Genomic DNA, 24,734 nt, shown 5'->3' on the forward strand with positions numbered 1-24,734 from the left:
CTCAGGCGGCGATCGTCAGCGCGGCCGTGTCGACGAACTCGGCGACGACGTCGGCGCCCGTGGTCGGGTCGATGAAGCCGCCCCACTCGTAGGACGACTTGATCGGCGCGGTGCGGCTGTACGCGTCGGCGCCGTCGCCGCCGGTGATGACCTGCTGCGGGATGACGATCCGCAGGAGCCGGTCCGACGGGGGCGTAGTGCCGAGCGGGTTCTCGTGGAACTCCGCGACGACGCGCTCGGCGGTCGCGAAGAGCTGTCGCTCCTCGATGTCCTGCCGGGTGGTGCCGAACCCGATGGTGCCGGTGAGCGACTGCTCGCCGAGGGCGTGCCGGCCGGGCCACTGCCGGCGGCGGTAGCGGCCGCCGACGAGCTCGGTGAGGACGTTCTCGCCGCGGCAGTAGATGACGTCCTCGTCGTCCTCGAGGTTGTTGTTGTACGTGAACGCGAAGTTCGCGACGCAGTCGACGGCGACCTCGGCGTTCGAGGCGCCCTGCAGCACCTTGAACATGACGCCCGAGTACTTCTGGTCGACGCCGTAGCCGACGTAGCTGGCGGTCGGCAGGCTCCCGGGCGTCTCCACCGTCTCCTGGTAGAGCGCGCTCATCGTGACCTGCAGCGTCGGGACGGCGCCCTGGACGGTGACGGTGAACGAGTCGACCCAGAGCCCCGAGAGCCGGTCGGTCTGGCCGTCGCGGACGAGCCACGCGATGAGGCCGGGGAGCTGCCCGCCGGAGTCGGCGGGCGAGACGGGCGTCTTGATCGGCGCCGGGGCCGTTCCGGTCGGCGTGCCGACCTTCCCGAGCCCCGCGGCGACGAGCAGCTTCGCCGCCTTCGAGAACAGGTCCGTCTGGAACGTGAACGTCGGCCGAGCCCGGAACGGCAGCGGCGCGGACGCGCCGCGGGTGCCGTAGCCGAGGTTGTTCGTGTCGGAGTCGGTGAAGCCCTTGTTGGGCTGCGCGTTCTCGATCGGGATCCAGGTCGTGGGGTCCGGGATGTCAATCGGGCCGGGGTCGGCGAGAACGTCGAGGGTGGACCCGCCGGGAGTCGGGTCGAGGGCGAGGCCGAGCCAGCGGGGCATGTGGTCAGGACTCCTGGTTGGTCGTCACGGGGCGCAGCGCCGAGCGGCGCTGCTCGTTGCGCTTGTAGGACGCGATCGCCGCAGCGATGGCGGGGTCCTCGCCCGGCGCCCGTTCGGTACGGGCGTCGACGTCGTCGGCGGACGTCGGCGGCGCGGCGGGCGCGGGCGACGTCGCGACGTCGGGCGGCGCCGCGGCGGCGTCGGTCGCCGCGGTGTCGGCGGTGGGCTTGCGGGGGGTGCTGGGCGGCATCGGGGCCTCCTGGTCAGGCGGTCGGGGTGTCGTGCTGCCACTGCAGGAGCAGCGGGATGACGAGGGTCTGGGCCTGCGTGGTGCCGAGCGACGCGAGCTCGAAGCTGAACCGCAGGCGGCGGGCGAGGTAGACGCCGCCGCCGAACCGGTCCTTGCTCTCGTTCATCGCGCGGTCGACGAGCCCGAGGACGGGGTCGACGTAGCCGCCGAGGTGGTGGGCGTCCTGGCCGGTGCCCTCGGCGGCGGTGTCGACGGCGATGCGGATCGCGACGCGGACGTCGTCGGCGACGGAGCAGCCGGCGAGCGAGGCGCTGTCGTTGACCTCGCTCTCGGGCTGCAGGTCGATCCAGATCGCCGGCAGCAGCGAGACGTGCGTCTTGCCCCAGAGCCGCGCCGGCGGGCCGTGGAGCTGGGGGTGCTCGTCCCGGATCTCCTGGACGAGCGCGAACAGGCCGTCCTCGAGCTCGACGAAGGTGCTCATCGGTACCCCCGGCGCACGGCCGTCAGGAGCGCCTGGTCGAGGATCCGTCGGACCTGCCCGTCGAGCTGGCGGCTCGGGCCGGCGTCGTACTCCTCGCGGGCCCGGCCGAACGGCCGCTGCGGCGCCTGGCCGCGGCCGGACGGCATGCGTGCGCCGCCGGCGACCGGCACGAGGCCGCGGCGGCTCGGGGCGATGCGCCGCCCGGTCGGGCCGCGCTCGCCGGTGCCGTGCTCGACGAAGCTGCCGTGGAACGGCTTCGTCGTCGTGCGGCGGCCGCCGGCGTGCCGGGCGGTCACGCTGCCGCCGGTCGGGCCGACGGTCATGACGTAGCCGGTCGCGCGGCGACGGACGGTGACGCGGACCGCGCCGGCCAGCGCCCCGGAGCGGCTGTGGATCTTCGACCGGATCCGCTGCGCCTGCCGGTCGCCGGCCGCGCGGATCGCGGGCTCGACCTTCGGGGTCGCGTCGCGCAGCGCGGCGATCGTGACCTCCGGCCGCCACGTCGGCCCGCTCGAGCTGATGCGCATCTCGGCCACGGTCAGAGGCTCGGGACGCGGTAGTCCTGCAGCGCGGCGAGGACGTAGGACGGGGTGCGCGCGAAGTACTGGCGCGTCTCACCGGTGGTGCCGTCGACGAAGACGTCCGAGCCGCGGCCCTGGTTGACGTTGAACGCGCGGGACGCCCAGAACAGGCAGGCGTCGACGATGCCGGACGGCGGCTCCGCGAAGCCCCAGTGTCCGGTGACCTCGAGCTGCCCGACGGGGCGGTTCAGCACGACGGCATGCGCGGGCTGCACGACGGGGCGGGTGAGCCAGAGGAACCGCAGGTCACCGGGCCCGAGCTCGACGCCGTCGGCGACCACGGTGTGCTCCTCCGTCAGCCGCAGGTCGGACAGGCGGGCGTAGGAGCCGCCGACTCGGAACGTCCGGGTCGACGGCCCGGAGGGGTAGAACTGCCGGTGCCCGTTGAGCCTGTCCGACGCAGAGTCGAGCCAGAGCTCGAAGCTCCCGTCGGGGATCGTGCCGCCTCCCGCCCGCAGGTACGCCTTGAGGTCGTCGACCGACGCGAGGCGGCGCTGTTCCGCCTCGAGCTCGTCGTCGGGGATGGGCGGGAGCGGCACGAGACGGCTCAGGAGGCGGCGGCCCCGCCGGCCGGCTTCTTCGCGGCGGCCGCGGCCTTCTTCTCGGCGTCGGCGAGCTGCTTGCGCAGGTCCGCGATCTCCTGGTCCTTGCTCTTCTCGAGCTCGGCCTTCTCCTCCGCGGCGGCCTTCGCGGCCGCGGTGGCCTTCTCGGCCTCCGCGCGCGCCTCCGCGGTCGCCTTCTGCTCGGCGGCGATCGCCGCCTGCAGCCGCGCGTCGTCGACGCCCAGGCCGTCGGTCTCGACGTCGGCGGCGGGCTCGTAGCCGGGCGGGATGACCTCGCCGCGGATGATCTGCGCGCGGTGGAGGGTGGTCGGGTTGAAGTAGTCGCCGGTCTTGTCGGCGACGGGCAGCTCGCGGTCGTCGCTGCCGGTCACGATCGGTGCCATCTGCGGGTGCTCCTCGAGACGTGACGGGCCGCGGACGCCGAGGCGGCCGCGGCCCGATGGGGTGGTAGATCAGGACGCCTTGGCGAAGGCGAGCGGCTTGATGACGCCGAACGCGGCCCGGATCTCGGCGAGGATCGCGACGAGGTTCCGGGTGAAGTAGTCGGCGTGCGAGTCCGACGCGAGGACGCGCATGCCGGTGCGCAGCCAGAGCATCGCCTTCGAGAAGTCGCCGGCGAGCACGGTCCCGACGGGGATCGCGGTCGTCGGGATCACGGGCTTGCCCCAGAGCGTCGCGTCGCCGGCCTGCGACGGCGGTCCGAACAGGTAGGCGCCGGTGCCGGCCGCGCCGCCCGCCTCGTCGCGCAGGAGCCGGATCGTCTCCCACGTCGACGGGTGGATCGCGAACGCCGTCGGCTCCTCGTACTGCAGCCGGATCAGCGTCATCGCCTTGTGGGCGGCGTCGATGATCGAGTCCGACCCGATCGCCTGCGAGCCGATCCCGGACGTGTTCAGGATGCCGCGGAAGATCTCGCCGGAGCCGGAACCCGTCGCGATGTCGCTCTCGATCCGCTGATCGAGCTCGTCGCGCAGGTACGCGTCGATCATCGACTGGAGGAACGGGGCGTCCTCCATCATGTTCCGGTGGACCGGGATCCACGTCGCGAGCGTGCGGACCGTCGCGGTGCGCAGGTCGAACGTCAGCGACGTCTCGGGCTTCAGGCCGGCCTGCGTCGGCGTGACGGCCGGGTCGCCGGAGCCGATGGCGGCCGCGGTCGTCGGGTCCGGGACGTACCCGGCGGCCATGCCGCGCGCGACGACGACGGGGTACTCGATCGACTTCGAGTCCGTCGTGCCCTTGGAGATCAGGTCGATCATCCGCCGGGGCCGGTTCGGGACGAGGTCCACGAGCGGCAGCCGGTCGGGCGTAACGAGGTTCGCGTAGCCGCCCGTCTGCGAGCCGAGGCTGATGAGCGCCTTGACCTCGTCGCGGTCGTACGCCTTGCCGAGCTCCTTGGCGCCGAACTGCGCCTCGCCCGTCAGGAGACCACTCTCGCGCAGCCCCTTGTACGTGTCGCCCTCGAGGATCCGCAGACCGAGCGAGGCGTTCTTCAGCGCCTGGACGCGCCGACCGAGAATGTCGTCGCCGCGCTGCTTCTCGAGCGGGTCGCCCTGCGTCGGGTCGGAACCCGGCGTGAGCTGGCCGCCCTTCAGGGTCGCGAACACCTGCGTCGCCGACGCGATGTCGCTCTTGAGCTTGTCGACGGCCTTCCCGGCCTCGTCGAGCGCCTTGAACTGCGGCGAGCTCGAGTCGGTGGGGTCGGCGTCGCTGGCCTCGAACGCGGCGGCGGCGTCGGTGTACGCCTTCGCGGCGACGGGCTCCTGCTTGCGAAGCTCGGCGATCCGAGCCTCGACGTCCTTCAGCTGCGGCATCAGTCCTCGCTGGGGTGGGTGGTGGGTCGAGCGGCGAGCAGTTGCGCGACGCGGGTCGCGTGCTTGCGGTCGGTCCAGACGCCGTCGGCGTCCGGCTTCCGGTCGGAAGAGGGGGTGGGCGCGTCCGTCTTGGCGGGCTGCTCGCCGCGGACGTCGCCGAGCGCCTTGCGCAGGTCGGCGGGCGTGACGCCGAGCTCGTCGGCGAGCGACTTCAGGGAGAGCAGACCGGCCTGCTGGTTGGCCCCGACGAGGCAGGGGCCGACCTCCCAGAGCGTCACGTCGGTGATCTCGCGGATCTGGCCGCCGGTCCACTGCAGCTCGGGCTCGAGCGTGTCCGGGTCGACCTCGGTCCAGCGGGCGGCCTTCACGCGGCAGCCGAACGAGAAGTCGGCGAGGCCCGGCTTGCCGTCGCCGCCGACCGCCTTCATGGCGGTGTAGACCTGCCGCGCGATCTCGTGCGGCTCGTCGTCGGCGACGAAGAACCGGCCCTCGACGAGGAGCCCGGCGTCGGTCTCCTCGGCGTTCTCGATGACGCCGATCGGCGGCACGTACCGGTCGTGCGACCAGACGAGCTTCGGGTAGCCGCGCTCCTTCAGGGTGCGCTCGAACGCCCCCTTCACCATCACGTCGCCGTGGCTGTCGATGTTCCCGAAGACCGCGGCGAGCGCGGAGAACCGGCCCGGCTTGTCGCCGTCGGCCTTGATCTCGATCGCGGCGTCGGCGTGCTTGGTCTCGACGGTGTCGGTCAGCGCCCGGGGCACGCCGGCGACGATGCGACGCAGACCCCCGGGCGCCCGGCCGGCGGCGGGCCGGTGCCCGTTCGGTACGGGCGCGACCTACGCGGTCGCGAGCTCGGGGTGCTCGGCGAGCGCCTTCGCCAGGGCGTTGATCGCCTTCGCTGCCGGGACGCCGGCGGCGCCGGACGCGATCGCCTCGAGCGCCTTCGCCTGGGAGGACTGCTGGCCCTCCGTCTCGTTGCCGATCGTGGACAGCGGCGCGACGTTGTTCGTCTGGATCAGCGGCTCGTCGGCGCGCCGATCATCGAACGGCGGCAGGTTCTCCTTGCGCCGGATGTCGTTGATCGTCAGCGCGCCGGCGCGCAGCCCGATGAGGTACGCCTCCATCCGGGCCTTCGTGTCGCCCTTCAGCACCTCGTCGAGCGACCACTCCGCCCACACGCCGTCGATCGACCACCGCATCTCGGGGCGCACGAGCTGGGCGTGGAGCTGCTCGGCGATCAGCGACAGCCACGGGCCGATGACGGTGACGTAGAGCATCCCGTGCATCTCGGCGACGTTGCTGTAGGTCGCGTGGGTGAGGTCGCCGATGAGGACGGGCGGCACGCCGTAGACGGCGGCGATCTCCTCGCGGTTGACCTTCCGCTGGTTGATGAGCTCCGCCTCGACGGCGGTCTGCACCGGGAGGGTGTCGACGGACTCGATGCCGCCGAGCACGAACGGGCGGTGTGCGCGGTCCGGGCCGGAGTGGTCGAAGACCTCCTGCCGGACGGTCTCGCGGATCTCGGTGTCCTTGGCGAAGTCGGGGGCGATGCGGATCGCGACGCCCCGCATCCCGCCGTGGCGCAGCGAGCTGGCGGCGTAGCGCTGCGCGGCGTCCTCGGACCGGATCGTCACGCCGAGCTGCTGCAGCGGCGACACGCCGAGCGGCCCGTCCGGCGACGGCCACCGGAAGTGGATGACGTCCTCCGGGACGAGGATCTCGGCCGGGCCGCCGCCGAACGGCGTGATCTCCCACGCGACGACGGTCATCCCGTCGGTGGAGAGCAGCGGCTTGACGGTGCGCCAGTCGATCCGCTCGAGCCCGACGGGCTCGCCGGCGATCCGAACGATCCGCTCGAGGTGGTTGCCCTGGACCGCGAGGCCGAGCATGAGCTCGCTCTTGAAGTCGATCGGCGCGCGGCGCAGCGCCGGCGCGGCGAGCAGCATCGCGAGCGGGTGGTCGCGCGTCCGCTTGCGGTTGTAGGCGGCGTCGCCGCCGGATGGCAGGAACGTGTGCAGCGGCAGGCGCGCGGCCTGCCGCTGCAGGAGGTGGACGGCGGCCGCGACCCACGGCTGCGTGCGGTAGAGGCGCGAGAAGCTCAGCGGCCGGTCGCCGATGAGCTGCACCGACCCGTTGACGAGCGCGCCGAGCGGCTGCGACGGCGGCGAGAGGCTCTGGACCGAGCCGTCGGGCCAGACGTAGCCGCCACCGGACGCGAAGACCGCCATGCGCCGCAGGGTCGGCGGCGCGCGGGCGGGCGCCCGGCCGGCGGGGTGGTCAGGGCCGTTCGGTACGGGCGGGCGCGGCGCTCGGCGCGACGGGCGCCGCGACCTCGGGCGGCTTCTCGTGGATCGCGAGGACGCGGCCGCGCGGCACGTAGGCGCGGCCCTCGAACGGGTCGCGGACCCCGCTGGGCTGGAGGTAGATGGCGCGATCGAGCGCGAGGTACGGGCCGTGGCGGCGCACGAGGATGCCCTCGATGGCGCCGGGGTCGTCGGCGATCGAGACGACGACGAGCTTGCGGATCGGGATCGGCCAGAGCAGCCAGACGCCGGCGGCGATCGCGGCGGCGAGAAGGACGGCGAGGACGATGAGGGCGGTGAGCATGGGGCTCCTATCGGTTGATGACGAACGGCCTGACGGGCCCGGGGTCGTCGGCGACGACCTTCAGCCGGCGGACGGCCTGGGCGGTGGCGATCAGCGCGTCGATCGGCGACGCGGTGTCGGTCTTCTTCACGAAGCGCTGCTTGCTGGCGCCCACCGACTTCAGGTAGGCGGCGAGGACGTGGCTGGAGTACTCGAGGTGGCCGGGGTGGTCGATGCGGCGCTCGCGCACGAGCTCCATCACGAGCGACGCGGCGTCGGCCATCGGAGAGGGGTCCTGCGCCTGGAGCACGACCTTGTGGCGCAACTCGTTCTCGATCCGCTGGCCGACGTGCTCGCCCTCGGCGTTCGGGTCGATGACGAACGTCGCCTTCGGCCAGATCGCCGATAGGGTCCGGATCTCGGCCCACACCTCGTCGGTGGAGAGCGACTTCCCCTCGCCGGGCGGCGTCAGGATCTTCAGCCGCTCGTCGACGCGGACGGTGAGCGGGTCGTCGTGCAGCCCCCAGACAGGGACGAGCGCGGTCGTGTCGCGCCGCCACCCGAAGTCGACGCCGATGACGACGTCCTCCGCGCCGTCCGGGATCCGGCAGTGGTCGACCTGGCACGGCGCCCAGAGCATCGCCGAGATCGCGGCCTCGTCGTCGCGGGTCCAGATCCCGCACACGAACCGCGCCCACCACGCCAGCCGGGTGCCCGGCGACTCGTAGCGGGCCCGCAGGCTCTCGACGGTGATCTGCTTCAGCGGGTTCGCGGTCTTGACGAGCTCGAAGTCCGTGAGGTCGTCGGCCGGGTCGAGGGACCACTCGAGCCACACGAACTCGCCCGACGGCGCCGGCGCGTACTTGAACGCCCCGTCGCGGACCTGCAGGTGCTCGAGCGCGGTCTTGCGCATCCGGCCGAACGCGCTGTTCTCGTCCTCGCCGGCGGTCGAGATCGCGATGATCTGCCCGCCGCGCTTGTCGAGGCCCTCCTTCGCCAGGACGTACGCCTCGAGCGTCGGCCACCGGTGCAGCTCGTCGCAGATGCAGAGCGTCGGCCCGATCCCGTCGACGGTGTCCGGGTCCGACGAGAGGACCTTCAGGTAGCCGCCGTCGCGCTTGGCGCGGATCTCGAACGAGCCGAGCTTCAGGTCGAGGTGCCGGCGCAGCACCGGCGAGCGCCGCACGATGCCGGCGGCCATGTTCAGCAGGCGCCGCGCCTGGCCCATCGACGCCGCGAGCACGAACACCTCGGCCTCGTCGACGAAGCACAGGTGGTAGAGCGCCAGCGCGGCGCTCAGCATGCTCTTCGCGTTGCCCTTCGGCAGGACGACGAACGTCTCCGCGACGCCGTCGAACATCGGCGTGACGATCGTCTTCTGGAACGGCTCGATCAGCAGCGGCTGCGGCGCGGGCCGCGTCGCTCGCGGTTCGCCGCGCCGCCGCTCGGCCTTCGCCTTCGGCGGGAGCGTCAGCCGCGAGCAGAACGCGGCGAAGTGCGGGACGGTGAGCGGCTCGAGCGGCCCCCCGTCGGCCGGGCGGTGCGCGGCCGAAACGGTCGCCACCGATCACCCCGCCCCGCGCAGCGGCGTGACGTTGTCCAGGTCCCACCCGTCGTCGTCGGGCTCGCTGCCCGCCGCCGCCGGCGGGGCAGCGGGGCGGGCGGCGACGCCCGGGCGCGCCCACCGCGCGGGGTGCATCCGCTCGAGCAGGAACATGGCCGCCTTCACGTCCGGCTTCTCCCTGTTCGTCGCGGCCGCCGCGATCGACGCGACGAGGCGGCTCTCCGCCGACGCCTTCGCCTGCTCGACGTCGAGCGCGAACTGCCGGTACTTCCCCGACTTCGCCTCGCGGCCGCGCTTCAGCCAGTCGTAGAAGGTCGACCGCGCGACGCCCGCGAGCTCGCACGCCACGTCCGGCGGCAGGCACGCCTGCAGGTTGCGCAGGATCTCCGGCGCGACGTCGTCGAACTTCGAGGCGGCGGGCACCGGGTCAGCTCTCCTGCGTGCTCCACGTGCCGTTCACGCGGCGCGGCTCGTAGCCCCACTCCTCGAGACGGGCGATCAGCTCGGACCGCTGCTCCTCGGTCCCGACGGCGACCGCGACGCCGTAGACCGCCGGCTCCGGCAGCGGCTCGGGCTCGGGCGCCGGCTTCGCGCCGGCGACCTTGTCGAGCAGCCGGTCGAGGGCGTCGCGGTCGAAGCCGGTCCCCTCGAGCTCGCGGTCGGTGTCGGCGAGGTCCTCGAGCAGCGACGCGAGCGCCTGGTCGTCGTAGCCGGCGACGTCGTTGGTCCGGTTGTCGACGAGGACGATCCGGGCGGCCTGGTCGTCGTCGACGTCGACCCACGTCGCCGCGACGTGCGTCCACCCCAGCTCGAGGACCGCGGCGAGCGTGTGGTTCCCGGCGAGGACCTCGCCGGTGCTCTTCCGCGCGACGACCGGCCGGTACTGGCCATGGGCCTCGAGCGACGCGACGATCTCCGGCACACGGCCGCGCCGCGCGTTGCGCGCGAACGGTCTGAGCTCGGTGACGGGCACCGCCAGGCGCACGATCTCCTTCCGGATGCCGTGGACGCGCTTCTCAGCCGCCATGCTGCTGCACCTCCTGCCGGTGCTCGCGCCGCTGCCCTTCGAGGGACGCGACGATGTCCGTTCGCTGGCCGGCCCAGCCGCACGAGCAGACCGGGAGGAACACCCCGTTGCCCTCGTGCAGCCCTCCGACGACGTGCCGCTCGACGTCGGACCGCCGCGCCCACGCCTCGGCGCACCGCGACGAGATCGCCGCGTGGACCGCGTCCGTCCACTCCTTGAAGCGGCTCCGCTCGAGGAACCACGCGTCCTGGTCGGCGGGCATGGGCTCGGGCTCCCACTCCCGCGAGACGGGGCCGAAGACCCACCCGAGCCGACGCACCGTGAACCGCGACGTCCCGTCCGCCTGGACGCGCTCGACGACCTCGAGCTGCCCCGGGCCCGGCTCCCCGAGCCGCCACGCGACCGGCGTGACCCGCACGCCCCGCGGCGCGCGCCGTGCGGCGGCCGTCGTCACGCGCCCCCCTCCGCCCCACGAGCGGGGCGCCTCCGGCGGTCGGCCGGGTCGACGAGCCGGACTCGATCGCACAGCACCGGCGGGTCCCCGACGACGGCGCTATCGAGGTAGACGCGGTGCTCGCCGGTGGCGTCCTCGACCCCGTCGTAGCCGCCGCGCCGCCCGTGGTAGTCACCGCTCCGGATCTCCACGTCGTCGCCCAGGCGCGGCGCCGGGTCGTTCGGCGAGCAGGACTCGCCGGGCTCGTAGGCGTGGACCGGCCCGAAGGGCTTGCAGGCGCACCAGACGACGTCGTCCTGCCGCTTAGTGCGGTAGCCGACGAGCCGGTCCAGGACGTCTACGCCTGCGGGCGTGAGGAGCAGGAGCAGACCCCCGTCGTGGCTGTGCTCGACAGCGAGCCCGCGGCGGATCAGGCCGTTGGAGATCATCCGCGCGCCCCGGCCGGTCTCGGTGATCCCCGCGTCGATCATCTCGCTCTCGTGCAGCGCGTAGGCGTCGGGCGTCGTGCCGCGCGAGTTCAGGCGCCAGAGCCAGATCGTGCGCTGCTGGGCCTCAGTCAGCCGCATCGTTCGCCCCCTGGTTCTGCCGCTGCTCGGGGTCGATGACCCAGACGGGCACTCCACGCTCGGCCGCCAGGCGGGCGATGGCGAGCAGGTGTTCGTCGGCCTCGTCTGCGCTCAGTCGCAGCAGTTCGGGGTCGAAGCCGAGGGCGTGCGCTCGCGCAGCCTGCGCCGCGATGCTCGCGACCTTCATGAGCCCGAACTCCGGCGGGCCGTCGAGCGCGAAGCCCATGTTCATCGCGAACTCCTTCATCGCGTTCCGCAGCGGCTCGAAGGTCAGCGCCTTCTCCGCCTCGTCGGCGTGGTGCTGCCGCCAGTCAGCGGGCATCGCTGTCTCCCTTCTGCCGCGGAGCTGCGCCGAGCGGCGTCACCTCGATCGGGCCCGCGCACGGGAAGCCGTCGGGGCCCTCGTGCCGCCCCTGGTCGTCGATCACCTCGGGCGCGGCGTAGCCCGCGCGGGCGCAGGCGACGCAGCGGTGCAGCTCGAGGGGGCCGGCGTCGGCGAACGGCGTCGCGATGGTCGCCGTCTCGAACACGGCGTCGAGGTCGTCCTCGAACCCGTCGTCGCCCGGTGCGGTCGCGGGCGTCGGACCGACGCGGTCGACCGCGCGCTCGAGGCGCCGGCGGTGGTGGCGTTCGCCGAGGTAGCCGCCGGCCGCGATGCCCGCCGCGGCCAGGGCGCCGCCGACGAGGTAGGGCAGCAGGTCAGCCAGCATCGGGGGCCCCCGGGAAGCCGGACTCGCGATTTTCTGCGGCGTTTTTCTCAGCGCCAGGGCCCCGGGTAGCTGCGGAATCGGCCGTCGCCGTGATGCCGAGGCCCCCCTCGCCCCCCCGCGGCCCGTCTCCGGCGCCCGTCTGGCGCAGGGCGTCGGTGACCCGGCCCGCGGCGGCGTCGCTCTCGTGCGCCCACCGTTCGAACCGGAGGATCCGGGCGCGGACGGCGGCGTCCTTCGCCTCGAGGAGCTTCCGCAGCGCGACGGTGAGCTCGGGGCCGTCGAGCTGGTGCTCGTCGACGAGGGCGTGCGCGAGGCCGTGGAAGGGGCGCGAGACGGCCGCGAGGTGGGGCGGCAGGTGCTCGTGCTCGAAGAACTGCAGCACGTGGACGCTGGCGGGATGGGTCATCGGTTGCTCCGGTTGCACATGACGTGTTCGGGTCGGACGTTGGATCGCTCGAGGCGGCCGCCGGCGGCGTGCGGGACGACGTGGCCGAGGTCCCACGGGCCGTCGGGGTCGATGGGCTGGCCGCAGCGGCCGCAGACGCCGCCGTGGTCGTCCCACGCCTGGCGGCGCAGGTCGGCGTGACGCTTCGTGCCGCGGTAGTCGCGGCTGGCGCGAGGGCGGGCGTCGAGCCGCTTGTGCTCGGCGGCGCAGCGCTCGCACCACTTCCGGTGGCGTGTCTCGCGGCCGCAGTCGGCGCAGGCCCAGAGCATCAGGCGCTCGGCTCGTGGACGAAGCGGACGGAGTGGCCGAGTCGCGGCTTCTCGGCCTGCCGGTACGTCGCGATCTCGAACCACGCGACGGGCGGCTCGCCGACACGCCTCGGCTGCGTCGACTCGACGATGTAGGGGATGTGGAGGACGGGGTGATCGAGGGTCCGGAACCACTGGCCGTCGAGCGGCCCTCCATGCAGCACGGCCTCCATCAGCCGACCTCGGAGGGGTCGGGGATGAGCTGCTGCGGCAGCACGCCGAGGGTGGTCGCGATCGCGCGCTGCTCGCGCGGGCACGGCCAGGCGTGGCCGTCGAGGACGCGCATGAGCCGGTCGGTCGGCAGGGGCGCCTGCTCGGCGATCTGGGTGCGCGTGAGGCCGACGGTGGCGGCGACCTGGTCGACGCGCTCGAGGTACGCCTCGATCATCAGGCGGTTGGTCATGGGCGCTCCGGCCGGTAGACGTCTGTGGCGCGTGCGATCGCGACGCGCTGGGCGGTGGTGAGCGCGTGGATGCGCGCGGTGGGCAGCACGCGGGCGGCCTCGAGGATGCGGGCGGCGGTCGCGTCGCCGACGCGGGGGAGCCAGACGAGGACGCGGGCGAGCTCGACGCGTTGGAGCTGCGCGACGATGTCATCGGCGGGCGGGTCGGCGAGGATGTGGGCGAGCGCGAGCTCTCCGGCGATGAGGCGCTGCCGTCCGGTCTTGACGCGGGCTCGGGCGGCCCAGGCGACGTTGAGCGCCTGCAGGGACTGCGTCTCAGCCATCGAGGGCTCCTGCGATCTCGGCCGCCCAGAGGACGGCGGCGGAGGCGACGTCGAGCAGACGTGCCTGGCGGGTGGCTTCGTCGACGGCTCCGGAGCGGGCGACGGCGTGGATGGCGTGGGCGAGGGTCGCGGAGCCGGGGCGGCCGGGGTGGCCGGCCTGGGCGCGGGAGGCGGCGGCGAGGGCGACGGCGGCGATGCGGGCGCCGTGGTCGGTGGTGACGAGCTGCTCGAGGTGCTGCTGGATCTCGGCGCGGCGCTGGGCGAGGAGGCGGCAGGCGGGACAGCGGACGTCGCGGCGGACCTGGCCGCGCCACTCCCAGGTGGTGCCGCAGTCGATGCAGGCGAGGGTGCGCTGTCCGCGGCTCACGGGCGGTCCTTGATCGCGGCGGCCTGGGTGATGAGGCGCTCGCAGCGGCGGGCGAGGCCGGAGGCGGAGCGGCAGAGCTCGTCGAGTTCGGCTTGCAGGGTGAGGGCGTCGAGGCCCGCGGCGTCGGGGCGGCTCGGAGGCTGGTCCGGGGACGCTGCGAGGGGCCGGAGGCGGGCGAGCGCGATCGTGGTCCAGCCGATCGCGTCGAGGAACTCCTCGGCGACCTCGGTCAGGAGGTCGTCGAGGGTGCGGTCGAAGCTGGCCTCGCCGTACTCGGCTGCGCCGGCCTCGAGGCGGGCGTGGACGTCGAGCACGACGCGCAGCGGGAGGCCGAGGCGCTCGAGCTCGTCGATGAGCCGGGGGTCGACGGCGGTCATGCTGCGCTCCGGCTGCTCGGGGGCTGCAGGGCGACGTAGGCGTCGGCGAGGCGTGCTCGGGCGTGGGGGCGGTGCTCGAGGTCGCCGAGGCGGAGGTCGCCGTCCACGCGGGCGCGGCGCAGGATCCGCTGGGCGCGGTCCGGGCCGACGTACGGGGCGGCGCGCAGCAGGGTGGCGACGCGGAGGGTGCGGGCCTGGTCGAGGAGGTCGTCGTGCTCGAGAACGTCGGTTACGGAGAGCTCGCGGTCGTGGACGCGGCGACGGACGGCGGCGGCGCGGGCGCGGCGCTCGTTCGCGATGGCGAGCGCGGCGGTGCGCTGGTCGGCGGGGGTCATGCGGCGCTCCTCGCGGCGAGCGGCGGGTCGACCCAGGCGACGGTGCCGAGGTCGTGCTTCCGGGCGGCGCGGTCGAGCATCGACACGAGCCGGTCGCGGATCCAGGGGGCGTTGACGGGCTCGGCGGTGACCTGGAGGGTCGTGCCCTGGACGTCGACGGGCGAGGTGAGGTCGACGAGGATCTCCCACTCGGGGGCCATGTCCGGGAGCACGTCGCGAAGCTGCGCCCAGGCGGCGCTGGCGGGCTCGGTCGGGTGCGGGAGGACGACGCGGGTCGCGGGTGCCGCGTGGCGGCGGCGGGCGCCGTTCGTGGGGGCGGGCGTCGCGGGCCGCTGCTGGATGGGCTGGTCCTGGCGTAGGACGTACCGGACGGCGGCGGGCGGCTTGCGGGCCTTCAGGCGTCCCTTCTCGCGCTGCTCGGTGAGGAACGTGGGGACGGCGGTCCAGTCGGTCGCCCGGGCGGCGTCGAGGTGCAGGCGGACCTGGTGGCGGATCTCGCCGATCCAGTTCTCGATCTCGGCGCTGAGCCAGAGCGTCGCGAGCGACGAGGCGGCGGCGGTGACGAGCTGCTCGAGGTCGTCGGGATCGTCGGGCTGCGGCTCGGTGAGCTTCGGGCGCTCGTCGGCGTCGCGCGCCGGCGCGGTCGCGCTCGCGTCCGTGGCGGCGGTCTGACGGTTCTCCTGACGGTTCTTGACGGTTCGGGTGCAGACGTCTGCACCCCCAGGTGCAGTGGTTTGCACCCCTTCGGTCGCATCTTGCGCCCCCGCAGAATCTGCACCGGGTGCAGCTTCTGCACCGTCTGCGGGCTCCTCCTGGGGTGCAGGGTCTGCACCGGCGGCGGGCTCGTCGTCCGCGGGCGGCGCGGTGTCGGCGGCGGCGTCCAGCACGACCCGCCAGCGCGTCTGGCCCTGCGGCCCGGTGCCCTTGCGCTCGATGCGACCGTGCTTCTCGAGCGCTCGGAGCGCGTACTGCGCGGTGCGCTCGCTGACGCGCGCCTCGGACGCGATCAGCGGCACCGACGGCCAGCACTCGGCGTGCTCGGCGCCGGCGTGGTTCGCGAGCGCGATGAGCACGAGGCGGTCGCTGCCGCGGGCCTCGCTGTGGTCGAGGACGTAGGAGATCGCCTGGACGCTCACCGGCCACCTCTGAGCTCGACGCGGCCGCGCTCGGAGAGCTGCAGGTGGCCCGGCATCGGGAGCCGGCGGAGACGAGGCTCGATCACGAGCCCCTCCTTCCTGAGTCGGTTGACGTCGCTGTAGCCCGCGAGCGCGCCGCCGGGGCGACGGCGGGCGCGCTCGAGGACGGCGGCGACGGTGTGGACGTTCGGGTTGCCGACGTGCTCCGCGGCGCGCTCGAGGTCGAGCAGCGCGAGGAGCACGGCGGTCTGGGCGGCGGGGCGAGCGCTCACGGCTCGCTCCGGGGACGACGGGGGCGCGGGCGGAGAAGCCGTTCGCGCACGACGTCTAGATCGCGCGGCCGCCAGACGGCGGCGTCGTGACCCGCTGCGGCGAGGACGTCGAGCCAGTCCTGCTGGCCGGGCCCGAGGCGCCCCTTGTCGGTCTTGAGCTCGCGGAACAGCGTCTCGCTGCCGCGGACGAGCATCAGGTCGGGGAAGCCGACGCACTCGGGGTCCATCGCCTGCGGGCGGCCGGTGCGGCGCCCGGGCCGGTTCGACGGCGCGTGGAAGAACCGCCAGCCGCCGAGGCGGGCGAGCTGGATCACCTGGCGCTGCCAGCCCTCCTCGAGCAGCTCGCCCTTCGCGTTGCGGATGCGCGTGCTCACGCCTCGCCGCCGATCAGGGAGGTCTGGCCGGCCGCCGGCGCCGACGCGTCGCCGTAGACGAGCGTCTCGTGCTTCGTGACCCGGACGGCGTGGCTGGTCGCGTCGTGGTGCTTCGCGGCGATCGCCTGCGCGTTGCGCGACGTCGCCGTCCAGCGGCACGCGAGGCACTCGGCCGAGACGCCCTCGAGCGTGACCGTGAGGGTGCGCTGGCTCACGCGGCGGAGTCCTTCGGGAGGTGGCGCGAGGCGCGGTGGATGAGCCGCGCGAGCTCGAGCCGCTCGTTGGTGCCGCGGACGTGCTTCTCGAGCTCGGGCAGGCCCTCCTCGATCGACGCGTCGACCTGGGCGCGCGTCGCGGGCTGGCCGGCGTGGTACCACCGGGTCTCGGTCGGCTCGCCGATGTCGCAGAGGACGCCGCCGTCGCCGGTGCGTCGCAGGCGCCACGCGTTGCGGCGCGTGATCCAGACGAGCGCGACGCCCGGGTTGCGGCGCAGCATGATCCCGGGCGGATCCTCGCCGGCGGGCATGTTCGCCTCGCGGCGTGTCGCCTTCGGGTGCGTGAGGAACGGGCAGACGCGGGCCGCGTAGTCGGCGCATTCGACGTGCGACGGCGGCTCGGCGCTGGTGCGGTTGATCGCGCACATCGGGCCGGCGACGAACGCGACGTCGCGGGCGGTCGGGAGGCCGCAGATCCAGCAGCGCGCGAGCGTGAGCGCCCGGTACAGGCGGTCGGACCCGACGACGCGGAACTCGGGCTTGCCCTGGCCGGGCGGCACCTCGTTGTCGTCCTCGTCGAGCCACGCGGCGAACCACGGGACGGGGTAGCCGCGATGGTCGACCGGCAGGCGGTCGACGCCGCGCGGCCGCGGCACGTCAGCGATGGGCACCGTGGCCCTCCTTCGTCTCCTTCGTGTCCCCGGTCGTCGGGGCGGCGCCCGGACGGCGCGGCGCGGGCGCCGGCGGCGGCCCGGGCTTCGCGCGGTCGGGCGCGCGGTCGAGGTCGGCAGGGCCGCGCTCGCGCTCGGGCGCGCCGCGGCGGGACGGATCAGCCACGGTCGGCCTCCGGCTCGGTGGTGTCCTGGGAGCGCCCGGAACCAGCGGCCCGGAGGCGCGCGTTCCACGCGTCGATCGCGGCGTTGTGCGCGTCCAGGCGGTCCTGCGGTGCGACGCCGTCGCCGTAGTCGAGATCGAGCGGGTGGTACCGGCCCGAGCGCTTCTCGCCGTCGAGGCGCACGCGGACGTACTGGGCGTCGCCCGACGTGACGACGCCCTCTGCGCCGCGGCCCTTGCTCACGCGGACGCGCTGGCCGCGCTTCACCGGGACGCCGTACTTCTCGCGGACGTAGTCGAGGCTGTAGCGACCGCTCATCGCTGGGCCTCCCGCCCGGACGCGGTGGCAAGCACGATCGGCTTGCGGACCGACGAGTACGACCTCCCGAGCTCCACGGCACCCCGGAGCCACAAGCTGCTGAGCGCCCGCTGCCGCCGGACGCTCGCGCCGGGGATCGCCCAGAAGTAGCCGCCCCGGCCGTCGGGGTCACGGGTCCAGACGACCTCGATCCGGCCGGCCTCAACGGCGGCGAGGAGCCGCTGCTCGTCGGTGTTCATGCTGCGGCTCCGAACAGGGTCATCGGCTCCTCGACCGCGGGCTCGCTCGGCCGGCGAAGTACCGAGACGCACGCCTCGATCGCCACCGCGATGTCCTGGCGGCGCGTCAGCGGCACCGGCCGGTCGAGCACGATCGGGCCGGCGGCGCTGACGCTGCCGGTGACCATCGGCGGGGTGGTTTCGGTGACCGTCAGGCCGAGGCTGGCGGCCCGGATCAACAGGTCCCGGGTCACGGTCGTCACGTCGTCGCCCCCTGGTTCGATCCATGGGCGGGGTCGTTCATCGCGCGCCCGCCGTCCGGGGTCAGGCGCGCGCGGGCGACCCGCAGGCCAGCCTCGGCGAGAAGCACCGTTGCTCGCCGGTCGATGGCGATGAGCCCCGCGAGCCAGAGCGTGTGGAGCGACCTCGGCAGCACCGATCCGGTGAGCGCGTACCACGGCTTCGGGCCGCGGATCGGGTCGTCGTGCTCGGCGGACGCCCAGACGACGGCCAGCAGCCGCTCGTCGGCGAGCGCAAGGAGCCGGCGCTGCGCCGCGGTCAGCGCGCCGCGGTGGCAGGTGACGGTCGAGGCCCTCACGACCCACCGTCCTTCGCCCCACGTGCGGGGTCGTCGCCGTGCATGTAGCGCGCCTCGTTGAGCGCGGCCTGGCACCGCTCGATGTGCTCGACCATCTCGGCGATCGTCACGTTGCGGTGGAACCGGAGGTTGCCGTTCGTCTGGCGAACCGGACCGCGGTCGAACTCGACGTCGAACGCCATCGTCGGCGCGTCGCGGTGCGCACAGATCGTCACGGCGAACGGCCGCTCGCTGGCAGCGAAGACCTGGTCGTGCTCGGAGTGGCTGCGCATCGTCCGGCGCGCCTGGGACAGCGGGACGTCCGCCGCGAGGGCGTAGGCCCGGTCCGTGTCGTCAGCGCCCATCGGCCTTCTCCTCCTGCCGCGGGGCGAAGCCGGAGCACTGGCAGCGGACCTCGACCCCGTCGCCGTCGCCCTCGGCGTCGTCCGGGTAGGCCCAGGTGTTGCCCGAGCACGAGGTCAGGTCGTAGTCGGCGTTGTAGGTGTGCTCGCGGTCGTAGTGGCCGCAGGCGCACAGCTCAGGCGTCGGCACGGCGTCCCTCCTCCTGCCGCAGCGCGGCGGCGAACGACTCGATCCGCTCTCGCAGGCCAGCGACGACCTGATGGGCACGCTCGCGCGCCTGAGCCGGCGCTTCCGGGTACCGCTCCGCGACGACCCGCTCGAACTCCGGGAGGATGCTGTCCATCGCCGGCCACCACTCCTGTGGGGCGAGCATCCGCGTGACGTAGCAGCGGGAGAGGTCCGCCATGTCGGACGGCGTCCAGGTCGGCTGGCGCCCCGTCGCGGCGGCGATCACCATCGCGTCGGACGAGAGCCCGGCCAGGTTGGGGTCCGTCCACGGCTCGCATCGGAGCAGCAGGTACGCGGTCTTGTAGGCGTCGGTGCTCATGCGCCCTCCCGGGGCGTCGAGGTGTTCGGGTAGGTCCCACGAGCGGGGGCCTGCCGAGCGAGCTCGCGCCGGGCGATCTGCCGGGCGTTGACGACGCGGCCCGCGGCGAGCTCCCGCTCAATCAGCGCGAGCGCGAGGTGCGCACGGTCGCGCTGACCCTCGGCCTTCTTCACCAGGTTCACGGCGCGGGACAGGCACGCGTCCGCCGTGCTCGCCTGGTGCGTCAGTTCCCGTGCGGGGTGGCGGCTCATCGACGAACCCCTGCGGCGCGCTCGACGAGCCAGTGGAGCTGGTCGGGCTCGAGGAAGACCTCGAGGTGCTCGTCCTCGAGGAAGGCGGCGAGCTCCGGGGCGACGCGGGTGACGGACCGGATGAGGTCGCGCTCGTCGGGCTCGATGCCGAGCAGCAGCGCGGCGACGCTGGCGTCGACGACGCCTGCGGCGCGCAGGTGGGCGCCGCCGAGGAACTCGCGGCCGCCGGGCCGCGTGCCGTAGTAGGCGACGTAGAACAGCTCGTCCCGGCTGTACGGCACCGTGAACGGCTGGGGGAAGCGGTAGCCGCCCGCGCGGTCCAGGAGCTGCCGGACGCCGGCGGCCTCGAGGGCTGCGCGCGCGTCGCCGAGGAACGCCTCCTGCTCGTTGTCGCTGAGCGCCTCGAAGGGCGCGCCGCCGACGCGGTCCGCGAGCGCCCGGGCGGCGTCCTCGGCGCGGCGGTCGAACGCGAGCTCGACGATGGGCGCAGCGTGCGCGCCCGATGGGCGCGGGATGGGCGCAGCGCCGGCGGTCGGTGCTGGAGCGGGCTCCGCTGTAGCAGCGGTGCCGTCGCTCGGCAAGGGCGGGCCGGAATCCCCGGCGGCATCGGGTGCCGGGGCTTGCGGGGGCTCCGCGTGCAGTGGACGTAACTGGACTCGAACCAGTGACCTCTCGCGTGTGAAGCGAGCGCTCTAACCAACTGAGCTATACGTCCTCGGGACGAGCATGGTAGCCGGGCGCGACGCTCGGCGACGGCTCGATGGTCCAAGATGGTGGGGTCATGAGCGCCACTCCCTCTCAGCAGGACTACGACGCCCCGGTCGACCTCGATCCCGAGGGCGCCCCGACCGCCAACAAGTTCCTGATGCAGATCATCGGGGCGGCGCTCGTCGTCATCGTCCTGTTCACGGTCGCGGTCATCGTGGACTCGCCGATCCTCATCGCGATCGCGCTGATCTCGATCGCGCCGGGCATCCTCTACGTCGTGCGGGCCATCTTCCACATGATGTCCACCGACGACACCCCGCACTGACCCGTCTCCCGGGACGGGCGCGCGGCGGTGGTCGCGGGCCCTCGGGTACGATCGGCCGGCATCCGCGGGGTGAACCCGCCGTCGACGGCGTCGATGGCGTGGGCCCCGGGCGACGCCGGCCCGTGAACCAGGTCAGGTCCGGAAGGAAGCAGCCTTAAGCGATCGTCGGTGGGCGCCCGGACGTCTGCGCCGGAGTCGTCGGCGGCGGGTTGACTCCGCGGGTGCACCCTCTTGCGCGGTCCCGCTGCGCGCTGGTGCGGCGCTCCTGCGGCCCCCGGGACGGCTGGCGTTCCGCGCCCGGCCCCGTTGCGGCGTCGTCCCGGCCGGCTGGCGGTCCACGCCGGGGCTCCCCCTGCGGCGTCCGCCCGGTCGGCGGGGGTTCCACGCCGGACCCCCTCTGTGGCGCCTGCCGTCCGGATGGGCGCTCCGCGGTCGACGCTCGCTCCACGCGGCTCGCGGCGCGCCGGTCGACGCGTCAGCGCAGCGCTGCCAGGCGCTCGCGCAGCAGCGCCGTGCACCGCGGCTCCCGCCCGTACACGCGCCAGGATCCGAGGACGCCGGCGAGGCGCGCCCCGGCGGGCGGAGCGGGCAGCCCGCGTCCGCGGTCGGCGCGGTCGAGGATGAACCCGCGCGCGACGCGCTCGTCGGCCGGCAGGAGCGTCACCGTCGCCGCCCGGCCGTCGACGCGCGAGGCGACGCTCGGGCGCCCGTCGTCGTCGCTCGTCGGGGTCCGCACGGGATCGCCGAGCCACAGCAGCACCTGCGGGACCGCGCGATGGTTCGGCAGGGCGACGTCGACGGGCAGCCCGGCGCCGGCCCGCGTCGACGTCCCGACGTCGGGCCCGGACGTCGGGGCGCAGCGGTCGAGCGCCAGCACCGGGCGCAGGACCTCGCCGGTCACCGTCCGCAGGTCGCCGATCACCCGCTGCTGCAACGCGAGCGCGTCCTGCAGCCGGTCGACGCGATCGACCTGGCTCGGCGTGAAGGCGACGAACGCGACGACGCAGACCGTCGCGAACGCCTGCCACCGCCGGCGCCAGGGGTGGTCGGCCTCGAGCCGCCGCCAGCCGAGCAGCCCCGCCGCGGCGAAGAGGATGAGGATCGTCCCCGGGAAGACGAGGTAGCGCGTCAGCAGCGGCAGCCCCGCGGCGGCGAGGACGAAGAACGCGACCGCCGCGGCGACGCCGGCGGCCGCGCCGAGCAGCGCGCGGCGGCGCAGGAACGCGAGTGACAGCAGCGCGCCGCCGGCGGCGGCGAGCAGGACGGGCTCCCGGACGATCTCGCCGAGGCGTCGCGGCATGACCGTCACGGCCGACCCGAGCCCGGTCACGCGGTCGAGGTCGGCGGCGTTCTGCTGCGTGCCCGTCAGCGCCTGCAGCGGGTCGCCGGCGAGCACGAGGCCCTCGACGAGCCAGCCGAGCGGCGCGACCGCGGCGAGCGCGAGCAGCAGCGCGGTCCGGCGGCGATCCAGCCGTGCGAGCCACCCCGCGACGCGCTCGCGGGGCGTTGGGGCCAGCAGCGCGTCGCGCACCGGATCGGCGGCGGGCTTCGCCGCGTAGCGCCCGTCCTCGTGGCGCTCGTCGCGGCCTCCGGGCTCCGCGCTCGGCGGCGACGCCGTCCGGACCTCGTGGACGAGGAGGTACGTGACGTAGGCGCCGGCGAGGAGCCAGGCCTCCGGGCGCAGCAGCCCCGCGAGCGTGATCCAGGCGAGCGTCGCGACCCCGTTGCGAGGACGGCGTGTCTCGGCCAGCAGCGCGAGGAGCAGGAAGACCGCGTAGGGCAGGTCGAGGTACGTGCGCAGCCCGTAGGAGAGGACCGGCTCGCGGGTGAGCACGAGGACCGCCGCCACGACGCCGGCCGCGGTGCCGAACCACGCGGCGCCGAGGCGGAACGTCACGACCCCGAGCGCGCCGAGCCAGAAGAGGGCGGAGACGACGAGCGCCGTCTCGGCGCCCCGGCCGACCGCGCCGCTCCCGGCGTCGCTCAGCGGCACGAGCAGCCCGGAGAACGCGTCGCTCAGCGGGTGCGGGGTGGGGGAGAAGAGCCGCTCGAGGTCCGGCCGCCGGCTCTCGGCGAGCAGCTCGCGCATCCAGTTCAGCGACCAGGCGCTGTCGTAGTTCACGAACGCCGTGCGCCCGAGCAGCAGCCAGATCGCGACGCCCAGCCCTGCGGCGGCCACGAGGTGCAGGCCGATCGACCGGGCGCGTGCCATCGGCGGGCGACGGTACCGGAGGGCGCCGTCGCCCACTGCCGCGGGTACGCTGCGGCGCGTGCGACCCGATGCCGTCCAGATCCGCGTTCTCGGTGCCCTGATGGAGAAGCAGCGGACGACGCCGGACACCTATCCGCTGACGCTCAACGCGCTGCGCAGCGCCTGCAACCAGTCGACGAACCGCGATCCGGTCGTCGACTACGACGAGCGGGTCATCCGCCATGCGCTCGAGGAGCTCGGGCGCCGGCGCTGGACGCGGAGCGCGTCGGGGCCCGGCAGCCGGGCCCCGAAGTACCGCCACCTGCTCGCCGACACGCTCGGCCTCGACCCAGCGGCCCAGGCGGTCCTCACCGTGCTCCTGCTCCGCGGACCCCAGACCCCCGGCGAACTGCGGACCCGGACCGAGCGACTGCACCGCTTCGGCGGCGTCGACGAGATCGAGGCGACGCTCGCGGCGCTCATCGACCGCGGGTTCGCCGAGCGGCTCGAGCGCCGCCCGGGCCAGAAGGAGGTCCGCTACCGCCAGCTGCTCGGCGGGGAGGAGGACGCCGGGGGCGCCTCGCTGCTCGGGGGCGCGGCCGGGCCGGGGACCGCCGCGTCGACGGGGACCGCCGCGACCGGCGCGACGACCGGCTCCGCACGGACCGGGGGAGCGGAGGCGGGTCCGGTGGCGCCGGACGACCGGGAGCGGGAGCCGACGGCCGGTGCGCGCTCGTCGCCCGGCACCGGAGCCGAGGCCGGCACCGGCGCCACGGCCGGCACCGGAGTCGTGGCCGGCGGCGGAGCTGGAGGCGGTACGGCGTCGCCTTCGCCGATCCGCTCGTCCTCCGCGCACGCGCCGAGCAGCGTCGGGGGCGGCTCGTCGGGCGCAGCCGGGAACGCCGTGCTCGAGAGCGAGCTGCAGGCGCTGCGCGGGCGCGTCGCCTCGCTGGAGTCCGAGGTCTCGCGCCTGCGCGCGGCGTTCGCGCGCCTGCAGGACGAGCTCGGCGGCTGACCGGCCGCGACGCCGCCGACGCCCGTGCGCCGGGCGTCGCCTGCCTTGCCGTGCCCCGGGCGCGTCGCTCGGCGCACCTCCCTCGTGCGGCGTGCGGCTCATGCCCCCTCCGTCGGGGGAGGCGACGCGTCAGGCACGGACCGACTATCGCGGCGCGACGAAGCGGGCGAGGAGCGCCGCCAGCGCCTCTCGGTGGTCGTGGAGGTCCTCCCAGATCACGGTCACGACGCGGTAGCCCTCCAGCTGGAGGGCGGCGAGCTTGCGGCGGTCCTTCCGGAACGCGTGGCGATCCTGGTGGAAGCGGTAGCTGTCGAACTCGCCCACCACCCGCTCACGCCGCCACAGCAGGTCGACCTCCCACGGTCCGATCCGCTGGTTCAGCCGGGGCTCGGCGAGCCGGGCGCGGCGGACGAGCTCGAGCGTCAGCCGCTCCGCCACCGAGCGATCGAACGCCGGGCCGTCGGCCAGCACGCCGAGCAGGCGCCCCGTTCCGCGCCGTCCCGGCTCGGCGAGCGCCCGCGCGCGGAGCTGCTCGACGGTGGTCAGGCGCCGGCGCAGCGCTTGGGCGACGAGACGCTCCAGGACGTCGTCCGGCTCGACGAGGGCGGCGTCGAGCACCGTCCGCGCGGGGCTGGTGACCGGCACCGGTCCGATCCGGCGCACGTCGCCGGGAAGCCATCGAGCGGTGCGGTGCAGGCGGACGGTCCCGCCGCCCCGGCCGGGGTTGCGCCCGGCGACCACCACGTCGATGACGTCCGGGACGACGATCCCCGGCGGGACGATGCCGAGCATCCGCCACGCGCTGCGCAGGCCGATCGCGGCGCCCGGGGCCCGGGCCAGGACGGCGGCCATCGCGCGGCCCTCGTACCCCAGTCCGGCGTGCCCGACGGCGACCACCCCCCGGTCGACGCGATGCAACGACCCGCGCGCGACGCGGCGCGTCACCGCTCCGCGCCCGAGCCCGCACGCCGCGGCCTGGGCGGTCGACGCCACGCCCGCCTGGCGGGCCGCCAGCCACGCCAGTCCGTGGTCGCCGCGCAGCGCGGGCGGGGCGCGCAGCGGGTCGGGCTCGTCGTGCGCCATCCCGGGCAGGGTCGCCGCCGGCACGCCCGGGCGGCGCGATCGGCGCAGGATCGCCACGCCACCGAGACGCTCTC

Annotated in this window: 44 protein-coding genes, 1 tRNA gene and 1 other RNA gene; 3 read left to right on the plus strand and 43 right to left on the minus strand. The window is 74.6% G+C overall.

Annotated elements, in window-relative coordinates; all coding sequences use genetic code 11:
• Window position 1 precedes the first annotated feature (1 nt).
• From SK069_RS05765 to SK069_RS05965, 41 genes are all read right to left on the minus strand, one after another.
• Window positions 2-1,078, minus strand: coding sequence for a hypothetical protein (locus tag SK069_RS05765; RefSeq protein WP_319953244.1), 1,077 nt, complete (start codon window positions 1,076-1,078; stop codon window positions 2-4).
• Window positions 1,079-1,082: 4 nt separating this feature from the next.
• Entirely contained in the window at window positions 1,083-1,328 is a 246-nt protein-coding gene (locus SK069_RS05770; protein ID WP_319953245.1) for a hypothetical protein, read from the minus strand.
• Between the two features lie 13 nt (window positions 1,329-1,341).
• Window positions 1,342-1,809: a hypothetical protein gene (locus SK069_RS05775; protein WP_319953246.1), complete on the minus strand. Its 468-nt coding sequence runs from the start codon at window positions 1,807-1,809 to the stop codon at window positions 1,342-1,344.
• Complete coding sequence (locus tag SK069_RS05780; protein WP_319953247.1) at window positions 1,806-2,345, minus strand: hypothetical protein; 540 nt, start codon at window positions 2,343-2,345, stop codon at window positions 1,806-1,808. The genes SK069_RS05775 and SK069_RS05780 overlap by 4 nt, the downstream gene beginning before the upstream one ends.
• Window positions 2,346-2,347: 2 nt before the next feature.
• Window positions 2,348-2,929 carry a hypothetical protein gene (locus SK069_RS05785; protein ID WP_319953248.1) on the minus strand — a complete coding sequence of 194 codons (582 nt, stop codon included), beginning with the start codon at window positions 2,927-2,929 and terminating at the stop codon, window positions 2,348-2,350.
• Between the two features lie 8 nt (window positions 2,930-2,937).
• Window positions 2,938-3,336, minus strand: a complete 399-nt coding sequence (locus tag SK069_RS05790) for a hypothetical protein (RefSeq protein ID WP_319953249.1) — start codon at window positions 3,334-3,336, stop codon at window positions 2,938-2,940.
• Between the two features lie 69 nt (window positions 3,337-3,405).
• Complete coding sequence (locus SK069_RS05795) at window positions 3,406-4,767, minus strand: phage major capsid protein (RefSeq protein ID WP_319953250.1); 1,362 nt, start codon at window positions 4,765-4,767, stop codon at window positions 3,406-3,408.
• Window positions 4,767-5,528 (minus strand): HK97 family phage prohead protease, encoded by a 762-nt coding sequence (locus SK069_RS05800; RefSeq protein ID WP_319953251.1) that lies wholly within the window; start codon window positions 5,526-5,528, stop codon window positions 4,767-4,769. The genes SK069_RS05795 and SK069_RS05800 overlap by 1 nt, the downstream gene beginning before the upstream one ends.
• A 75-nt stretch (window positions 5,529-5,603) precedes the next feature.
• Window positions 5,604-6,995 carry a phage portal protein gene (locus tag SK069_RS05805; RefSeq protein ID WP_319953252.1) on the minus strand — a complete coding sequence of 464 codons (1,392 nt, stop codon included), beginning with the start codon at window positions 6,993-6,995 and terminating at the stop codon, window positions 5,604-5,606.
• Between the two features lie 49 nt (window positions 6,996-7,044).
• Window positions 7,045-7,374: a hypothetical protein gene (locus tag SK069_RS05810; RefSeq protein WP_319953253.1), complete on the minus strand. Its 330-nt coding sequence runs from the start codon at window positions 7,372-7,374 to the stop codon at window positions 7,045-7,047.
• Window positions 7,375-7,381: 7 nt separating this feature from the next.
• The gene (locus SK069_RS05815; protein WP_319953254.1) at window positions 7,382-8,917 is read right to left on the minus strand and encodes a terminase large subunit domain-containing protein; all 1,536 of its coding nucleotides are present in this window, start codon (window positions 8,915-8,917) and stop codon (window positions 7,382-7,384) included.
• 3 nt (window positions 8,918-8,920) lie between these two features.
• A complete protein-coding gene (locus tag SK069_RS05820) occupies window positions 8,921-9,340 on the minus strand; it encodes a hypothetical protein (RefSeq protein WP_319953255.1) in 420 nt (139 codons plus the stop codon).
• Window positions 9,341-9,344: 4 nt separating this feature from the next.
• Complete coding sequence (locus tag SK069_RS05825) at window positions 9,345-9,944, minus strand: ParB/RepB/Spo0J family partition protein (protein WP_319953256.1); 600 nt, start codon at window positions 9,942-9,944, stop codon at window positions 9,345-9,347.
• Window positions 9,934-10,398 (minus strand): hypothetical protein, encoded by a 465-nt coding sequence (locus SK069_RS05830; RefSeq protein WP_319953257.1) that lies wholly within the window; start codon window positions 10,396-10,398, stop codon window positions 9,934-9,936. The genes SK069_RS05825 and SK069_RS05830 overlap by 11 nt, the downstream gene beginning before the upstream one ends.
• Window positions 10,395-10,964 (minus strand): hypothetical protein, encoded by a 570-nt coding sequence (locus tag SK069_RS05835; RefSeq protein ID WP_319953258.1) that lies wholly within the window; start codon window positions 10,962-10,964, stop codon window positions 10,395-10,397. Before SK069_RS05835 ends, SK069_RS05830 begins: the two co-directional genes overlap by 4 nt.
• Window positions 10,951-11,286 (minus strand): hypothetical protein, encoded by a 336-nt coding sequence (locus SK069_RS05840; RefSeq protein WP_319953259.1) that lies wholly within the window; start codon window positions 11,284-11,286, stop codon window positions 10,951-10,953. Before SK069_RS05840 ends, SK069_RS05835 begins: the two co-directional genes overlap by 14 nt.
• Window positions 11,276-11,674, minus strand: a complete 399-nt coding sequence (locus SK069_RS05845; RefSeq protein WP_319953260.1) for a hypothetical protein — start codon at window positions 11,672-11,674, stop codon at window positions 11,276-11,278. The genes SK069_RS05840 and SK069_RS05845 overlap by 11 nt, the downstream gene beginning before the upstream one ends.
• Window positions 11,664-12,080: a hypothetical protein gene (locus SK069_RS05850; protein WP_319953261.1), complete on the minus strand. Its 417-nt coding sequence runs from the start codon at window positions 12,078-12,080 to the stop codon at window positions 11,664-11,666. The genes SK069_RS05845 and SK069_RS05850 overlap by 11 nt, the downstream gene beginning before the upstream one ends.
• Entirely contained in the window at window positions 12,077-12,388 is a 312-nt protein-coding gene (locus SK069_RS05855; RefSeq protein WP_319953262.1) for an HNH endonuclease, read from the minus strand. Before SK069_RS05855 ends, SK069_RS05850 begins: the two co-directional genes overlap by 4 nt.
• Window positions 12,388-12,600, minus strand: a complete 213-nt coding sequence (locus SK069_RS05860) for a hypothetical protein (protein WP_319953263.1) — start codon at window positions 12,598-12,600, stop codon at window positions 12,388-12,390. The genes SK069_RS05855 and SK069_RS05860 overlap by 1 nt, the downstream gene beginning before the upstream one ends.
• Entirely contained in the window at window positions 12,600-12,830 is a 231-nt protein-coding gene (locus SK069_RS05865; RefSeq protein WP_319953264.1) for a hypothetical protein, read from the minus strand. The genes SK069_RS05860 and SK069_RS05865 overlap by 1 nt, the downstream gene beginning before the upstream one ends.
• Window positions 12,827-13,153, minus strand: a complete 327-nt coding sequence (locus SK069_RS05870) for a hypothetical protein (RefSeq protein ID WP_319953265.1) — start codon at window positions 13,151-13,153, stop codon at window positions 12,827-12,829. Before SK069_RS05870 ends, SK069_RS05865 begins: the two co-directional genes overlap by 4 nt.
• Window positions 13,146-13,520, minus strand: a complete 375-nt coding sequence (locus SK069_RS05875; protein ID WP_319953266.1) for an RING finger protein — start codon at window positions 13,518-13,520, stop codon at window positions 13,146-13,148. The genes SK069_RS05870 and SK069_RS05875 overlap by 8 nt, the downstream gene beginning before the upstream one ends.
• On the minus strand, window positions 13,517-13,897 hold the full coding sequence (locus SK069_RS05880; RefSeq protein ID WP_319953267.1) for a hypothetical protein: 381 nt from the start codon (window positions 13,895-13,897) through the stop codon (window positions 13,517-13,519). The genes SK069_RS05875 and SK069_RS05880 overlap by 4 nt, the downstream gene beginning before the upstream one ends.
• A complete protein-coding gene (locus SK069_RS05885) occupies window positions 13,894-14,232 on the minus strand; it encodes a hypothetical protein (protein WP_319953268.1) in 339 nt (112 codons plus the stop codon). The genes SK069_RS05880 and SK069_RS05885 overlap by 4 nt, the downstream gene beginning before the upstream one ends.
• Window positions 14,229-15,368, minus strand: coding sequence for a helix-turn-helix domain-containing protein (locus SK069_RS05890; protein WP_319953269.1), 1,140 nt, complete (start codon window positions 15,366-15,368; stop codon window positions 14,229-14,231). Before SK069_RS05890 ends, SK069_RS05885 begins: the two co-directional genes overlap by 4 nt.
• Window positions 15,365-15,640, minus strand: coding sequence for a hypothetical protein (locus tag SK069_RS05895; protein WP_319953270.1), 276 nt, complete (start codon window positions 15,638-15,640; stop codon window positions 15,365-15,367). Before SK069_RS05895 ends, SK069_RS05890 begins: the two co-directional genes overlap by 4 nt.
• On the minus strand, window positions 15,637-16,014 hold the full coding sequence (locus SK069_RS05900; protein WP_319953271.1) for a VRR-NUC domain-containing protein: 378 nt from the start codon (window positions 16,012-16,014) through the stop codon (window positions 15,637-15,639). The genes SK069_RS05895 and SK069_RS05900 overlap by 4 nt, the downstream gene beginning before the upstream one ends.
• Window positions 16,011-16,229 carry a hypothetical protein gene (locus tag SK069_RS05905; RefSeq protein WP_319953272.1) on the minus strand — a complete coding sequence of 73 codons (219 nt, stop codon included), beginning with the start codon at window positions 16,227-16,229 and terminating at the stop codon, window positions 16,011-16,013. Before SK069_RS05905 ends, SK069_RS05900 begins: the two co-directional genes overlap by 4 nt.
• Window positions 16,226-16,900, minus strand: coding sequence for a hypothetical protein (locus tag SK069_RS05910; protein ID WP_319953273.1), 675 nt, complete (start codon window positions 16,898-16,900; stop codon window positions 16,226-16,228). The genes SK069_RS05905 and SK069_RS05910 overlap by 4 nt, the downstream gene beginning before the upstream one ends.
• Window positions 16,887-17,066, minus strand: coding sequence for a hypothetical protein (locus SK069_RS05915; protein ID WP_319953274.1), 180 nt, complete (start codon window positions 17,064-17,066; stop codon window positions 16,887-16,889). Before SK069_RS05915 ends, SK069_RS05910 begins: the two co-directional genes overlap by 14 nt.
• On the minus strand, window positions 17,059-17,382 hold the full coding sequence (locus tag SK069_RS05920; RefSeq protein WP_319953275.1) for a hypothetical protein: 324 nt from the start codon (window positions 17,380-17,382) through the stop codon (window positions 17,059-17,061). Before SK069_RS05920 ends, SK069_RS05915 begins: the two co-directional genes overlap by 8 nt.
• Window positions 17,379-17,621: a hypothetical protein gene (locus SK069_RS05925; protein ID WP_319953276.1), complete on the minus strand. Its 243-nt coding sequence runs from the start codon at window positions 17,619-17,621 to the stop codon at window positions 17,379-17,381. Before SK069_RS05925 ends, SK069_RS05920 begins: the two co-directional genes overlap by 4 nt.
• The gene (locus tag SK069_RS05930; protein ID WP_319953277.1) at window positions 17,618-17,863 is read right to left on the minus strand and encodes a hypothetical protein; all 246 of its coding nucleotides are present in this window, start codon (window positions 17,861-17,863) and stop codon (window positions 17,618-17,620) included. Before SK069_RS05930 ends, SK069_RS05925 begins: the two co-directional genes overlap by 4 nt.
• Window positions 17,860-18,198: a hypothetical protein gene (locus SK069_RS05935; protein WP_319953278.1), complete on the minus strand. Its 339-nt coding sequence runs from the start codon at window positions 18,196-18,198 to the stop codon at window positions 17,860-17,862. Before SK069_RS05935 ends, SK069_RS05930 begins: the two co-directional genes overlap by 4 nt.
• On the minus strand, window positions 18,195-18,542 hold the full coding sequence (locus tag SK069_RS05940) for a hypothetical protein (RefSeq protein ID WP_319953279.1): 348 nt from the start codon (window positions 18,540-18,542) through the stop codon (window positions 18,195-18,197). Before SK069_RS05940 ends, SK069_RS05935 begins: the two co-directional genes overlap by 4 nt.
• Complete coding sequence (locus SK069_RS05945) at window positions 18,532-18,729, minus strand: hypothetical protein (RefSeq protein ID WP_319953280.1); 198 nt, start codon at window positions 18,727-18,729, stop codon at window positions 18,532-18,534. The genes SK069_RS05940 and SK069_RS05945 overlap by 11 nt, the downstream gene beginning before the upstream one ends.
• Complete coding sequence (locus SK069_RS05950) at window positions 18,716-19,087, minus strand: hypothetical protein (protein ID WP_319953281.1); 372 nt, start codon at window positions 19,085-19,087, stop codon at window positions 18,716-18,718. The genes SK069_RS05945 and SK069_RS05950 overlap by 14 nt, the downstream gene beginning before the upstream one ends.
• The gene (locus SK069_RS05955; RefSeq protein WP_319953282.1) at window positions 19,084-19,338 is read right to left on the minus strand and encodes a hypothetical protein; all 255 of its coding nucleotides are present in this window, start codon (window positions 19,336-19,338) and stop codon (window positions 19,084-19,086) included. Before SK069_RS05955 ends, SK069_RS05950 begins: the two co-directional genes overlap by 4 nt.
• Complete coding sequence (locus tag SK069_RS05960) at window positions 19,335-19,919, minus strand: hypothetical protein (protein ID WP_319953283.1); 585 nt, start codon at window positions 19,917-19,919, stop codon at window positions 19,335-19,337. Before SK069_RS05960 ends, SK069_RS05955 begins: the two co-directional genes overlap by 4 nt.
• Before the next feature lie 60 nt (window positions 19,920-19,979).
• Window positions 19,980-20,053: transfer RNA gene (locus SK069_RS05965), tRNA-Val, on the minus strand.
• A 66-nt stretch (window positions 20,054-20,119) separates the two neighbouring features.
• Between SK069_RS05965 and SK069_RS05970 the strand changes: the two genes are divergently transcribed.
• Both SK069_RS05970 and ffs read left to right on the plus strand, forming a co-directional pair.
• Window positions 20,120-20,371 (plus strand): hypothetical protein, encoded by a 252-nt coding sequence (locus SK069_RS05970; RefSeq protein WP_319953284.1) that lies wholly within the window; start codon window positions 20,120-20,122, stop codon window positions 20,369-20,371.
• A 96-nt stretch (window positions 20,372-20,467) separates the two neighbouring features.
• Window positions 20,468-20,564: signal recognition particle sRNA small type (ffs, locus tag SK069_RS05975), an RNA gene on the plus strand.
• A 282-nt stretch (window positions 20,565-20,846) separates the two neighbouring features.
• Here ffs and SK069_RS05980 read toward each other — a convergent pair.
• A complete protein-coding gene (locus SK069_RS05980; protein ID WP_319953285.1) occupies window positions 20,847-22,583 on the minus strand; it encodes a hypothetical protein in 1,737 nt (578 codons plus the stop codon).
• A 58-nt stretch (window positions 22,584-22,641) separates the two neighbouring features.
• Here SK069_RS05980 and SK069_RS05985 point away from each other — a divergent pair, with 58 nt between their 5' ends.
• A complete protein-coding gene (locus SK069_RS05985; RefSeq protein WP_319953286.1) occupies window positions 22,642-23,577 on the plus strand; it encodes a YceH family protein in 936 nt (311 codons plus the stop codon).
• A 144-nt stretch (window positions 23,578-23,721) separates the two neighbouring features.
• On the opposite strand, the gene SK069_RS05990 is transcribed toward SK069_RS05985, so the two are convergent.
• Window positions 23,722-24,717 carry a type IV toxin-antitoxin system AbiEi family antitoxin domain-containing protein gene (locus SK069_RS05990; RefSeq protein ID WP_319953287.1) on the minus strand — a complete coding sequence of 332 codons (996 nt, stop codon included), beginning with the start codon at window positions 24,715-24,717 and terminating at the stop codon, window positions 23,722-23,724.
• Window positions 24,718-24,734 lie beyond the last annotated feature (17 nt).

Origin of the sequence: Patulibacter brassicae (assembly GCF_033949425.1) — a bacterium.
GTDB lineage: Bacteria > Actinomycetota > Thermoleophilia > Solirubrobacterales > Solirubrobacteraceae > Patulibacter > Patulibacter brassicae.